A 13,239-nucleotide genomic window follows, 5' to 3' on the forward strand; every position below is an offset into this window, starting at 1 on the left:
GGCTTTTTTCGTCGAACCTGCCGCCGCCGATCCCGGCGGCAGGTCACGATGCGTCAGGCGCCGATACCTTCGAGGATCTCGTCGTGCATTTCGCGCTCGTCGAGATACTTGGTCCGGTAGCCGGAATTCGCGCCCCAGAAGTAGAACACCAGCGAGATCGCCGCGACGATCAGCATGTCCCAGCCGTACGGCAGCACGCCGTGGCCGCCGAACTCCTTGCTGCCGATCAGCGACAGCACGGCCATCGTCGGCAGGTAGGCGACGAGCCACCATGCGGCCTTCAGGTCGGCACCCCAGCCGCCCCAGCCGGCCTTGCCCTGGAAGTAGAAGTACACCGGCAGCGCGACGATCATCAGCAGGATGATTTCGCCCGTCAGCGGCCACTTCGCCCAGTACAGGATCAGCGACGCGCAGACGAACGCGAACGGCGCGATCAGCTTCATGCCAGGAATCGACAGCGGCCGCTCGATGTCGGTCGCCGAACGGCGCAGCGCCATCAGGCTGATCGGGCCGGTCAGGTACGAGATCACCGTCGCGACCGAGATCACCGCCGCGAGCGAGCTCCAGCCGCGGAAGAAGAACAGGAAGATGAACGAGACCAGCAGGTTGAACCACATCGCCTGGCGCGGAACGCCGTAGAGCGGGTGCACGTTGCCGAACATCTTCGGCATCGTGTTGTTGCGCTCCATCGCGTAGATCATCCGCGTCGTCGTCGCCATGTAGGTCGTGCCGGTGCCGCTCGGGCTGATGAACGCGTCGACGTACAGCATGATCGCGAGCCAGTTCAGGTTCAGCGCGATCGCCAGTTCGGCGAACGGCGACTTGAAGTTGAAGTGCGACCAGCCCGCAGCGATGTCGGCCGGATTCACCGCGCCGATGTACGCGACTTGCAGCAGCACGTAGATCACGAGTGCGATCAGGATCGACGTGATCACCGCGAACGGCACGCTGCGCGACGGATTGCGCGCTTCGCCCGCGAGGTTGACCGGGCTCTGGAAGCCGTTGAACGCGAACACGATGCCGCTCGTCGCAACCGCGGTCAGCACCGCCGACCAGCCGTACGGCGCGAAGCTCGCGTTCGTCGCCGTGCCGAGGTTCTCCGAGTGGAAGCTCGAGAACATCAGGCCGGCGATCGTCAGGCCGGGGATCAGGAACTTGAAGATCGTGATCGCCGTGTTCGCACGCGCGAACGCTTTCACGCCCCAGTAGTTCAGCAGGAAGTAGATGACCACGAGCACGGCCGACAGCAGCAGGCCGGGGGTCGTCAGCTCACCGTTGACGAACAGTGCGTGCGCCCACGGATACGGCCACGTGCTCATGTACTGGATCGACGCTTCCGCCTCGATCGGGATCACCGATACGATCGCGATCCAGTTCGCCCACGCGCTGATGAAACCCACCAGCGACCCGTGCGAATAGCGTGCATAGCGAACCATGCCGCCCGACTCGGGGAACATCGCGCCCAGTTCCGCGTACGTCAGCGCAATAGCCAGAATCACGACCGCGCCGATGATCCATGCGCAGATCGCCGCCGGACCTGCGATCTTGGCGGCCTTCCAGGCGCCGAACAGCCAGCCCGAGCCGATAATCGAACCCAGCCCCGTCAGCATCAGTGCAAACGGGCCGATGTTCCGTTGAATAGAACTCTTCACATCCTCTCCTGTGTCTCAAAAAGCATGGTCGGCCCGCCATCCGGGATCGGCTCGGATTGCACCGCGCACGCATTCTTGGGGGGACGCATCACCCGATCAGGGCAACCCGTCCACGCGGCGCGTAGTTTAACGGTTGCACCTCCGGATTGGCGCCAAAATCGATCGCCCCCTACAAAAAAACCATGACCTTTGCAATGTTTGTAAGCTCTAAACTCGGAATAACCCTGAGACTATGGAAATACGGTTGACCTCGAGGTGAATTAGCCGTATAAAGATCCACGCAGGATTTCAAGTGGCGAGTGAATTGGTTCTTTCGTAGTTCGCCCATCAACGGTACTCCGGTTGGTCCCATTACCCCTTCCTTGATTTTCCGCACCCCATGGGCTTCGGCCCCGTTTTATCTTTTTAGGAACAAGTAACATGGCAACCGGTACCGTCAAGTGGTTCAATGACGCAAAGGGCTTCGGCTTCATCACCCCGGAAGGCGGCGGCGACGATCTGTTCGCGCACTTCTCGGAAATCCGCGTCGAAGGCTTCAAGACGCTGCAAGAAAACCAGAAGGTCGAATTCGAAGTGAAGACGGGCCCGAAGGGTCTGCAAGCAGCGAACATTCGCCCGCTGTAAGTTCAGCGCGAGTTTTCGTCTGAAAAAAAGCCCCGCTTCGGCGGGGCTTTTTGTTTTTCCGAGGGTGCGATGCGATGCGATGCGCGTCGCCGCATGTCCGTTGCCTACAGGCATGGAGGCAGCCGCGCGCTGCCGACACGCCGCCGCGGCCGGCCGCGATCAGCCGAACAGCCGCTGCGCGTGAATTCCGAGACCGGTCGCGACGCTCGCAAGGCGATCGCCGAACACCGGCTGCGCATCCGCGAACGCCGCTGCAAGCGCGCCCGACAGAAACGCGAGCCCGGTCGAGCCGCCCGTGAAATACAGCGCACCGACGTCGCGCGGCGCGATGCCGGCAAGACGCACCGTCTCGCGCGCGGCATCGACGATACGCACGGTATCGTCGCGGCTTGCGTCGACCAGGCGGTCCGCGTCGAACGCGATCTGCAGGTCTTCCTCGACGTCGTTCAGGTCGATCATCGTCTCCCCGCCCGCCGCGACGCCGATCTTCGCTTCTTCCGCGCGCGCCATCAGCGCATGGCCGAGCCGCAACTCGACCACCCGCGTGAGCCGGTCGAACTGCCGCACGTCGCGGTACAGGTGCTTCATCAGCTTCAGCTCGCCGAGCCGCTTCGGCGTGTAAACCGTGTTGATCAGGTGCCAGGTCGCGAGATCGAAATAGGTTCGGTTCGGCAGCTCGCGCCCCTCCGGGTCGAGCGCACGGTAACCGAACGCGGGCAGGATCGCAGACAGTTCGACGCGCCGGTCGTAATCCGTGCCGGCGACATGCACGCCGTGGTGCGCCAGCACGTCGTCCTTGCGCTCGAGGCGCGTCATGCGGTCGGGGCCGACCCGCACCAGCGAGAAGTCGGACGTGCCGCCGCCGATGTCGGCGACGAGCACGAGCCGCTCCGCGGTCTGGCGCGACTCGTAATCGAACGCGGCAGCGATCGGTTCGTACTGGAACTGCACATCGGCGAAGCCGACCGCATGCGCGGCGGCTTCGAGCTGGTTCTGCGCGAGCTGGTCGGCGCGCGGATCGTCGTCGACGAAGAACACCGGGCGGCCGAGCACCGCGCGGCCGATCGGCGCGCCCGCGCAGGCTTCCGCCTTGCGCTTCAGGTGCGTGAGGAAGCGCGCGATGATGTCCGTGTACGCGATCGCGGAGCCATCGCCGAGATCGGTCGTGGTTTCCGCGAGCGGCGAGCCGAGGATGCTCTTCATCGAGCGCATCAGGCGGCCGTCGTAGCCGTCGATGTACGACGCGAGCGCCGTGCGGCCGTATTCGACCGTTTCTTCGTCGTTGTTGAAGAAGATGGCGGTCGGCAGCGTCAGGTGGTCGCCCTCGACGGGCGCGAGCCGCATGCCGTCGCCGCCGGGCAGTGCCACAGCGGAATTGGACGTGCCGAAGTCGATCGCGCAGTAAGTCATGGGAAGGGGCCGCCGCATGGCCGGCGCGAAAACGGAAAGGACGGGCTTTTTAACATGAAGCCCGCGGGATCACAACCGGCGGCCGGCGATCGGCGCCGGAGAAGCCGGAGCGGCGAGCCCGGGCCTGCAGCGTCCGCGGGCGCCTGTCAGTCGGCAGACACCAGGCCGAGGTTATCACGGCATCCCGACGTCGGCCGGCCAGCTTCTCCGTCGTCAAAACAGGTTGCGATCCCGGCATGAGCGGGCTGCCCCGCCAGTCAGCGGATCCCGCCCGGGCCGCTTGATCCGGCCGGGCAGGTGCAACCCGGCCGCTGCGATCAGGCCGCCGACGCGAAGCTTTTCTTCCACGCGCCCGCATACACGACCTCGCCCAGCGGATGACGCGTGCGCGGCGCCTTCTCGCGGTCGCGCAGCACCGGGTCGAGCTTGTCGGCGTCGCCGTAATGGCCGAGTGCGATCATCGCCGGAATCGCGACGTCCGCGGGGATCGCGAACGCGCTACGGAACGCGTTCGCGTCGAAGCCGCTCATCTGGTGCGCGGCGAGCCCGAGCGCATGCGCCTGCAGCACCAGCGCCATCGCCGCGGCGCCCGCGTCGTACAGCGCGGTCGGCGCCGGCTCGCCCTTCGACGTGAGCGTGTGCGCCGTCACCGCGATCAGCACCTGGGCGGGCGCGTTCCAGCCCTGGTTGAACGGCACCAGCGTCGCGAACGCCCGTTTGAACGCCGCTTCATCCTGCGCGCGGTCGAACACGATGAAGCGCCACGGCTGCGCGTTGTACGCGGACGGTGCCCAGCGCGCCGCCTCCAGCACCGCATGCAGGTCGCCGGCGCTGACCGGCGCGTTCGAATAGGCACGCGGGCTCCAGCGGCCCGCGATCAGTTCGTGAATCGAAACAGTGGTGGGAGCAGGTTTGACGGACATGCGGATCCTCGCTGACATCGATGAAGGGGCGCGAACGCCGGGCGAACCGCAAGCATAACCGCTTGCGCGCCTGCGTGCCCGGCTGTCGGGATCGATGCAAATCGCCGCTGCTGCAATGGCCGGGCCACGCACCGCGCGCGGCCCGGCCATTCGGTGCATTCCGGACGCCAGCGTGTCAGACCGGCTGCGCAGCCGCGCGCGACGCGCCCCGGTTGATGCGCAGCACGATCAGTGCGCCGACGATGCACAGCCCGCCGGAGATCATCGACGCGATAGTGTAGGTGCCAAGGCTCGCGCGCAGCATGCCCGCGCCGAGCGCCGCGAATGCCGCGCCGAGCTGGTGGCCGGCGACGATCCAGCCGAACACGACCGGTGCGGCCGCCTTGCCGAACACGTCGGTCGCGAGCCGCACCGTCGGCGGCACGGTCGCGATCCAGTCGAGCCCGTAGAACATCGCGAACAGCGGCAGCCCGAAGAAGTCGATGCCGAATGCATGCGGCAGGTAGATCAGCGACAGCCCGCGCAGCCCGTAGTACCAGAACAGCAGCACGCGATTGTCGTAACGGTCGGACAGCCAGCCCGACAGCGTCGTGCCGAACAGGTCGAACACGCCCATCGCGGCGAGCAGCGACGCGCCCTGCACTTCGGTCATCCCGTAATCGCTGCACATCGCGATCAGGTGGGTGCCGACGTAGCCGTTGGTGCTCGCGCCGCAGATGAAGAAGCTGAAGAACAGCAGCCAGAAATCGCGCGAGCGGCTCGCGGTCAGCAGCGTGCGGAACGCCACGGCAAGCGGGTTCTCCTTCGTCACGTCAGGCGCGCTCGGCGCGTCGGCCGGCTCGCCGTACGGGCGCAGCGCGACGTCGGCCGGCCGCTCCGGCAGCAGGAACGCGACGAGCGGGATCACGATCGCCGCCGCCACCGCGACGACCAGCACGACCGGCCGCCAGCCGTGGTGCTGCGCGATCGCCGCGAGCATCGGCAGGAACACGAGCTGGCCGGTCGCGGTGCTCGCGGTCAGCACCCCCATCACGAGCCCGCGCCGCGCGTGGAACCAGCGCGTGACGAAGGTTGCCGACAGCGTCAGCGCGACGACACCCGTCGAGCAGCCGACCATCAGGCCCCAGATCAGCACCATCTGCCAGCTCTGGGTCATCATCGAAGATAACGCGACGCCCGCGCTCATCGTCGCGAGCGCGGCGAGGATCGTCGGCCGCAGCCCGAAGCGCTGCATCGCCGCGGCTGCGAACGGGCCGGTCAGCCCGTACAGCGCGATGTTCACCGAAATCGCGAGCGAGATCGCCGCGCGGCTCCAGCCAAGTTCACGTTCGAGCGGCACCATCAGCACGCTCGGCGTCGCGCGCGTGCCGGCCGCCGCCAGCAGGATCAGGAATACCACCGCCGCCGCGAGCCATCCGTAATGGAACCGCCCGCCAATTCGTCTTGCTGCCCAGTTCATGTCTGCGCTCTCTGTCGAGGGCCGCCTCCGCCGCACGCTGCGTGCGCCGGCCCGGACACACGCATGGCTTTCCGATTTTTGATCCGATCGCATTGTTACCGATCGGTCACAACTGTGTTGCGATCGTAGTGACCAGTCGGTAACATGTCAAGCAATTCATTACGTAGTCGAGGGGCATCATGTCGGGCATCGAGGCCGCCAAACCGGAATCGCGGCGCACGCGCCGGCCGATCGCAGGGGCCACCGCGCACGAGCATCTGCTGCGCGCCGCCGAGGAGCTGTTCTACAAGGAAGGGGTGCGCGCGGTCGGCGTCGAGGCCGTCGTGGAGCTCGCGGGCGTCAACAAGATGAGCCTGTACCGCCAGTTCTCGTCGAAGGACGACCTGATCCTGGCTTATCTCGACCGGATGGACGCGTGCTTCTTCGAGCGCTTCGACACGAGCGTCGCGAAGCATCCCGGCCAGCCGAAGGCGCAGCTGATCCAGTATTTCGTCGACCTCGCCGAGCGCGCGTCGCACAAGGATTACCGCGGCTGCCCGTTCGTGAACGTCGCGGCGGAATTTCCGGACGCGTCGCATCCGGCGCGCGAACGCGTCGCGCAGAACAAGGAACGCCTGATCGCGCGGCTCGTCGAGCTGTGCGAAAGCGCCGGCGCGCGGCAGCCGAAGATGCTTGCCGATTCGCTCGCGCTCGTGATCGAAGGGATCTACGCGGCGAGCCAGACCTACCGCCACGGCGAAACGCCGATCGGCACTGCGCCCGCGCTGGTCACGCAGTTGATCGAAGCGGCGTGCGCATGACGTGCGGCGCACCGTCCCCGTGACCGTGCGCCGTCCCCGCTACAATGCGGCTGCCCGTCCACAGCACCTCACCATGACCGACACCCGCCCCGCTTTGCATCCCGCCTCGCACGACGATATTCTTGCCGCCACCCGGCACTGGCTCGCGCGCGCGGTGATCGGGCTCAACCTGTGCCCGTTCGCGAAAAGCGTGTATGTGAAGGATCAGGTGCGCTACGCGATCAGCGAGGCAACGACGCTCGAGGACGCGCTCGCCGATCTCGAGGCCGAACTCCGCCGGCTCGAAGCCGCCGATCCGCAGCAGATCGACACGACGCTCGTGATCTATCCGCATGCGTTCGCGGATTTCCTCGATTACAACGACGCGCTGTTCTTCGCGGACCGGCTCGTGAACCAGCTGAAGCTCGGCGGCGTGCTGCAGATCGCGAGCTTCCATCCGCACTACCAGTTCGACGGCAGCGCGCCGGACGACATCGAGAACTACACGAACCGCGCGCCGTACCCGATCCTGCACCTGCTGCGCGAAGACAGCATCGCGCGCGCGGTCGACGCGTTTCCGGACGCGTCCGCGATCTACGAGAAGAACCAGGAGACGCTGCGCCGCCTCGGCCACGACGGCTGGCGCGACTGGATGAGCCGCCCCGGCGACGACGTCTGAGCGGCGAGCGCGCCGCCCGCACGCGCCGGCTCGACCGGCGTGCGATGCCGCCAACGCTGATGACCGCGACGCCGCTGCGCCGGATCAGCGCATCGCAAGCCGTGCCCGGCGCGGCGCGCGGGCGGCATGAGAATCAGTCTGCGGCCGGCGCCGTTAACTCGCCGGCGGACTGCTCGCCCTGCGGCACGAAGAAGCGCTCGCGCAGTTCCGCGAGGCCGAACATGTCGAGGATCTCGTTGAGCCGCTCGCTCGGCCGCCGGCGCGGCAGGTTCTTGTATTGCGCGATGATCAGCTCGTTCTTCATCGAGTGTTCCCAGCCGACCAGCTCGGTCACGCTGACCTGGTAGCCGTGCGCTTCGAGCTGCAGGCAGCGCAGCACGTTGGTGATCTGGCTGCCGAATTCGCGCGTGTGCAGCGGATGCCGCCACACCTCGGTCAGCGCATTCGCGAGCGACTTGCCCTTGTTCTTGCGCAGCACGCCCGCGATTTCCGCCTGGCAGCACGGCACGAGCACGATGTGCCGCGCCTGTTTCGCGAGCGCGAAGCGGATCGCATCGTCGGTCGCCGTATCGCACGCGTGCAGCGCGGTGACGACGTCGATCGTATCGGGCAGTTTCGGCGACGTGATCGAATCCGCGACCGACAGGTTCAGGAACGACATTCCGCCGAACCCGAGCCGCGCGGCGAGATCGGCCGAACGCGCGACGAGCTCCTCGCGCGTCTCGATCCCGTAAATGTGCGACGCGAACGCCGGCGTGCCGTGGCCCGGCTGCTGCTTGAAGAACAGGTCGTACAGGATGAAGCCGAGATACGACTTGCCGGCGCCGTGATCGGCGAGCGTCACGCGGCCGTGGTCGGCCTGCACGCTCGCGAGCAGCGGCTCGATGAACTGGAACAGGTGGTAGACCTGCTTCAGCTTGCGGCGGCTGTCCTGGTTCAGCTTGCCGTCGCGGGTCAGGATGTGCAGTTCCTTCAGCAGCTCGACGGACTGCTCCGGGCGAATTTCGTGGGTTTTGTTCGACATCGTGAAACGGCGCCGGGCCGCGGTCGATACGCGCGGCCCGGCGGCGGGAAATCGTGAGGAATGGTGTCAGTTTACCGAAAACGGCGGCGAAAACGCGCGCTCAGTTCCGCACACCGAGCCGCCACAGCGACGTCAGCTCGGCGCGGCGCGCGGCGTGCAGCGGATCGTCGGCGTCGGTCGCCTTCGGATGCGCCGGACGGATATCGTCGCGGCCGAGCACGACGAGGCCCGCTTCGTCGATCCACTTCAGCAGTGTGTCGCGCGGCCGCAGGCCCAGATGCTCGGCAAAATCGGACAGGATCAGCCAGCCTTCGCCGCCCGGCTCCAGATGCGCGGCGAGCCCGGCCAGGAAGCCGCGCAGCATGCGGCTGTCCGGATCGTAGACCGCGTACTCGATCGGCGCGCTCGGCCGCGCCGGCACCCACGGCGGGTTGCAGACGACGAGCGGCGCGCGGCCGGCCGGAAACAGGTCGGCCTCGACGACGTCGACCTGCGCCGCATAGCCGAGCCGTTCGACGTTCTCGCGCGCGCACGCGAGCGCGCGCGGATCCTGGTCGGTCGCGACGACGCGCTTGACGCCGCGCGACGCGAGCACGGCAGCCAGCACCCCGGTGCCGGTGCCGACATCGAACGCGAGCGTGTCGGTCGGCAGCTTCGCGCGCGCGACGAGCTCGACGTACTCGCCGCGCACCGGCGAAAACACGCCGTAGTGCGGGTGAATCGCCGCGCCGCCGAGCGCCGGAATCGGCACGCCCTTCTTGCGCCACTCATGCGCGCCGACGAGCCCGAGCAGCTCGCGCAGCGACACGACCGACGACGCGCCGCCGGGGCCGTACGCTTCCTCGCATGCGGCGCGCACGTCCGGCGCACGGCGCAGCGGAATCGTGTAGTCGGCGTCGAGCGGGATCAACAGCATCCCGAGCGTGCGTGCGCGCTGCGATTGCGCGAGACGATGCAGGTTGAACGCATCGACGCCGGCGGCGGCCTTCGCCCTCTTCGGCTTACGGTCGACGCGGCGCGCCATCGCCTGAACGAGCTGGCGCGCGTTCTGGAAGTCGCCCTGCCAGACGAGCGCCGTGCCCTCGCATGCGAGGCGGTATGCGGCGTCGGCATTGATGCGGTCGTCGGCCGGCACCGCGCGCTTCGGCGGCGCCACGCCGGCTTCGGAACGCCAGCGCACGGCATGATCGGCGCCGGCGGCGTCGGTCCAGTGGAAAACGGGGAAATCAGTCACGCGAACTCGGTGATGTAACGGTTGGCTTCAGCGCGCGGCCGCAGTGTGCCGCGCAAACGACACCTTATACCCTGCTTTGCCGCGCACGGCAAAGCGCGGCGCGCTCACTGGCCCGCGCCCGGCATCGCCGGCAGGCGCAGCGTGCCCGCATCGGAGAAGTGGGCCGCGCCGAACGTGCCGCCCGCGAGCCGGCCGCGCAGCGCATACGGCAGCTCGCCCGCCGACGCGGCGCCGGCGAGGTTCCAAACCTGCCGCGCCGCCGCGAACGCGGAGACGGACACCGGCACGTCGAGCACGGCCTCGCCGAAGCGCGGCACGACGCCCGTGCGATCGCTGACCCCGCTCGCGAACGGCTGGCCGTTCACCTCGAGCGCCACCGCGATGCCGTCGTACTCGATCGGCGTGTCGTTCGGGTTCTGCACGCGCAGCTTCAGGTTGAAGCGCATCTCGAGCCCCTGCCCGACGAGCGGCTCGAGCCCCGCGACGGTCACGCGCACCTGCTCGTGCATGAGGCTCGCGCACCCGCCGAGCGCGAGCACGGCGGCGATCAGCAGCAGCAGCGCGCGCAGCGGCGCGGCCCGGAACAAGGTTCGTGGCATGGACAGCCTCCTCGCAGCGCATGGTTGGCAAACGCGGGTTGTCAAACAGATTCGCGATCGGTCGTTGCGGCATTGTACCGGGCACGCGCGGACACACCGCATTTCGTAGTCCCCGCACGGCCAGCCGATTCTTAATACATTAAAACTACGAATTCGAAGACTAAACAGAAACGCGAATCGACAACCAAGATCATTCAATGGAATGCGAAAATTTCAATAGACGCATTTTCCAAATTTTTCGTTTCCTTTACGTAAAACCATCAAGTATATTGACCCATCCTTCGAACAGGCCGACAAAGCTTCAAACCGCATGACGGCGATTTTACGGATGGCTGCACGTGCAATCCGGCCGCCCTGCTGCGAAGCCCGGCCTGCTCGACAGGTCGTCGATTCGATGGGGTTGCGCGCCCGCCCGGGCGCGCCGCCGTGTGCCGTGCGCGCGAAATCCATTCACACCGATCCGCGTACGGCCAATTTGAACCGGCAAGTTAATCGACAATCGAGAATACAAAGGGGGCAGCAAACCATGGTTACCGTCACGTAGTCGGCCGACCGTCTTTTCGAATAATCCGCCATTGGCATTTCGCATCGCTGTTGATTAACGGCGAGGGAATTGCTTTTGCCGGACGTTTTTTCCAACCGCTTTCGCAGCACTGAACGACTCTTCAAACAATCGAGGTTTCAGTATGTGGATGAACATTCGCAAGATGCGTTATCTGCCGCTCGTCTCCGCACTCGCGCTCGCCGGGTGCGGCGGCGATGACGGCGGCACCGGCTCCGCCTCGGCGCTCAGCGCGGCCGGCGCGCCGGGTACCGCGTCGTCGCCCGCCGCGACGACCCCGCCGACCGCTTCCACCGTCGACAAGAGCGTGCCGCCCGTCGAGCTGCCCGACACCGTCGTGCCGGTCAACTACCGGCTGTGGTTCCGTCCGAACGACGCGCTGAACGCGTTCGACGGCCGAGCCGACGTCGAGATCAAGGTGCTCAAGCCGGTCACGTCGATCGTGATCGCCGGCCACCGGATCAAGTTCACGAATGGCCGCCTCACGCTGCAGCCCGGCAACGTGCAGCTGATCGCGACGCCGCAGGACAAGGGCGACTTCTACCAGCTGCGCCCCGTGAGCGGCACGATCTCGCCCGGCACCTACTCGCTGCACATGGAGTGGACGGGCATCATCAACTTCAAGTCGTACGACGATCCGGTCAAGAAGACGGGCGGCAGCTGCGGCGACGATCCGTATCCGGGCTGCTCGGCGGCCGAAGGGATCTTCCGCGTCGATCTGAAGAGCACCGACGGCAACACGAGCGGCGCGATCCTCACGCAGGGCGAAACCAACCTGTCGCGCCAGTGGTTCCCGGGCTGGGACGAGCCGGCGTTCCGTCCGACCTATGAAGTGACGGCCGAAGTGCCGCAGAACTGGCGCGTCGTGTCGAACGCAGCCGAGAAGCCGTCGACGAACGTCGGAGGCGGCTACAAGCTCGTGTCGTTCGACAAGACTCCGCCGATGCCGTCGTACCTGCTGTTCTTCGGCGGCGGCCAGTTCGATACCTACGAGGACGACTTCACGAGCCCTCTGCCGGGCGGCAAGGGCGGGCTGCACCTGCGCGTGTTCACGCCGCCGGGCATGCGCGAATGGGCGAAGCCGGCGATGGACCGCACCAAGCAGGCGCTCGACTTCTACTACCGCTACACGGGCATTGCGCTGCCGCTGACGAAATTCGATACGGTCGCCGCGAACGATGCGTTCAAGGAGCAGAAGGACCTGAACTTCGGCGGGATGGAGAACTGGGGCTCGATTCTCGAGTTCGCCGACGACATCCTGCCGCAGCCGGGCCAGCCGATGTCGCGCTACGGCAACGAGGTGCTCACGCATGAAGTCGCGCACCAGTGGTTCGGCGACCTCGTCACCGCCGACTGGTGGGACAACGTTTGGCTTAACGAATCGTTCGCGACGTTCTTCGAGACGAAGACGACGATCCAGTTCTTCCCCGACCAGTTCAGCTGGCTCGACCAGGTGAAGAACAAGTATCGCGTGATCGGCCGCGACATCGGCCCGAACGCGTTCCCGGTCGCGCCGAACTTCAACGGCTGGGCGTCGAACGACTTCGTGCTGAGCGCGAGCGCGTTCACGTACGACAAGGGCGGCCACGTGCTGAAGACGCTCGAGAACTACCTCGGCGAGCAGACGCTCCGCAAGGGTCTGCAGCAGTACCTGACCGACTACTCGTTCGGCAACGGCACGCCGAAGCGGCTGTGGGACGCGCTGTCGAAGGCGAGCGGCCAGTCGGTCGGCCCGATCGGCGACAGCTACGTGCGCCAGACGGGCGTGCCGCTGATCTCGCTCGACGCGCAGTGCGACCTGACGAAGAACCAGAACGTGATCACGCTGAAGCAGCAGCCGTTCCCGAACAAGAACGCGTATCCGGGCACGCAATGGACGGTGCCGATCACGCTCGCGTACGGGCAGGGGCTCGCGAATCGCACGACGGTCGCGCTGAAGGACACGCAGACGCAGGTGCGGATCGACGGCTGCTCGCCGGTCGTCGCGGACCCGAGCGGTCTCGACTACTACGTCGTGAACTACAGCGATGCGGCATGGAGCGGGCTGCTCACGCAGGTCAACCGCTCGACCGACCCGGTGCTGCTCGCGAACCTGCAAGGCGAGGCCGCGCTGCTCGTCGCGAACAACCTCGCGCCGGCATCGCGCTCGACGTCGATCGGCTCGGTCGCGTCGCCGGCCGCGACGATGCTGCGCCAGACGCCGACCTTCGACGGCATCACGACGCTGAAGGAACGTCCGTCGCTGCGCTACCAGGGCGCGTTCAAGCCGCGCAAGGTACTCACGCAGTAATGCG

General features: G+C 66.6%; 12 protein-coding genes. 4 read left to right on the plus strand and 8 right to left on the minus strand.

Annotation, left to right across the window (positions count from 1 at the left end):
- Positions 1 to 53: 53 nt before the first annotated feature.
- Positions 54 to 1,652, minus strand: coding sequence for an APC family permease (locus ACV22Z_RS27700; protein WP_448079463.1), 1,599 nt, complete (start codon positions 1,650 to 1,652; stop codon positions 54 to 56).
- Between the two features lie 420 nt (positions 1,653 to 2,072).
- Between ACV22Z_RS27700 and ACV22Z_RS27705 the strand changes: the two genes are divergently transcribed.
- The gene (locus ACV22Z_RS27705; RefSeq protein ID WP_006400508.1) at positions 2,073 to 2,276 is read left to right on the plus strand and encodes a cold-shock protein; all 204 of its coding nucleotides are present in this window, start codon (positions 2,073 to 2,075) and stop codon (positions 2,274 to 2,276) included.
- Positions 2,277 to 2,435: 159 nt separating this feature from the next.
- Here the strand turns inward: ACV22Z_RS27705 and ACV22Z_RS27710 are convergent, their stop codons facing one another.
- The 3 genes from ACV22Z_RS27710 to ACV22Z_RS27720 all read right to left on the minus strand — a co-directional run bounded on the left by ACV22Z_RS27710 (position 2,436) and on the right by ACV22Z_RS27720 (position 6,068).
- Positions 2,436 to 3,686, minus strand: a complete 1,251-nt coding sequence (locus tag ACV22Z_RS27710; RefSeq protein WP_448079464.1) for an Hsp70 family protein — start codon at positions 3,684 to 3,686, stop codon at positions 2,436 to 2,438.
- Positions 3,687 to 4,003: 317 nt separating this feature from the next.
- Positions 4,004 to 4,609, minus strand: a complete 606-nt coding sequence (locus tag ACV22Z_RS27715; protein ID WP_448079465.1) for a nitroreductase family protein — start codon at positions 4,607 to 4,609, stop codon at positions 4,004 to 4,006.
- A gap of 175 nt (positions 4,610 to 4,784) precedes the next feature.
- Entirely contained in the window at positions 4,785 to 6,068 is a 1,284-nt protein-coding gene (locus ACV22Z_RS27720) for an MFS transporter (protein WP_448079466.1), read from the minus strand.
- A 179-nt stretch (positions 6,069 to 6,247) separates the two neighbouring features.
- Between ACV22Z_RS27720 and ACV22Z_RS27725 the strand changes: the two genes are divergently transcribed.
- Together ACV22Z_RS27725 and ACV22Z_RS27730 are read left to right on the plus strand one after the other, a co-directional pair.
- On the plus strand, positions 6,248 to 6,868 hold the full coding sequence (locus tag ACV22Z_RS27725) for a TetR/AcrR family transcriptional regulator (RefSeq protein WP_448079467.1): 621 nt from the start codon (positions 6,248 to 6,250) through the stop codon (positions 6,866 to 6,868).
- 73 nt (positions 6,869 to 6,941) lie between these two features.
- On the plus strand, positions 6,942 to 7,526 hold the full coding sequence (locus ACV22Z_RS27730) for a DUF1415 domain-containing protein (RefSeq protein WP_448079468.1): 585 nt from the start codon (positions 6,942 to 6,944) through the stop codon (positions 7,524 to 7,526).
- Between the two features lie 133 nt (positions 7,527 to 7,659).
- On the opposite strand, the gene ACV22Z_RS27735 is transcribed toward ACV22Z_RS27730, so the two are convergent.
- From ACV22Z_RS27735 to ACV22Z_RS27750, 4 genes are all read right to left on the minus strand, one after another.
- The gene (locus ACV22Z_RS27735; RefSeq protein WP_448079469.1) at positions 7,660 to 8,550 is read right to left on the minus strand and encodes a class I SAM-dependent methyltransferase; all 891 of its coding nucleotides are present in this window, start codon (positions 8,548 to 8,550) and stop codon (positions 7,660 to 7,662) included.
- 100 nt (positions 8,551 to 8,650) lie between these two features.
- The gene (locus ACV22Z_RS27740) at positions 8,651 to 9,784 is read right to left on the minus strand and encodes a methyltransferase (protein ID WP_448079470.1); all 1,134 of its coding nucleotides are present in this window, start codon (positions 9,782 to 9,784) and stop codon (positions 8,651 to 8,653) included.
- 104 nt (positions 9,785 to 9,888) lie between these two features.
- Positions 9,889 to 10,383 (minus strand): LEA type 2 family protein, encoded by a 495-nt coding sequence (locus ACV22Z_RS27745; RefSeq protein ID WP_448079471.1) that lies wholly within the window; start codon positions 10,381 to 10,383, stop codon positions 9,889 to 9,891.
- Between the two features lie 213 nt (positions 10,384 to 10,596).
- Entirely contained in the window at positions 10,597 to 10,833 is a 237-nt protein-coding gene (locus ACV22Z_RS27750; protein WP_448079472.1) for a hypothetical protein, read from the minus strand.
- Between the two features lie 236 nt (positions 10,834 to 11,069).
- Between ACV22Z_RS27750 and ACV22Z_RS27755 the strand changes: the two genes are divergently transcribed.
- Positions 11,070 to 13,235, plus strand: coding sequence for a M1 family metallopeptidase (locus ACV22Z_RS27755; protein ID WP_448079473.1), 2,166 nt, complete (start codon positions 11,070 to 11,072; stop codon positions 13,233 to 13,235).
- Positions 13,236 to 13,239 lie beyond the last annotated feature (4 nt).

The organism is Burkholderia sp. PU8-34 (genome assembly GCF_053427725.1).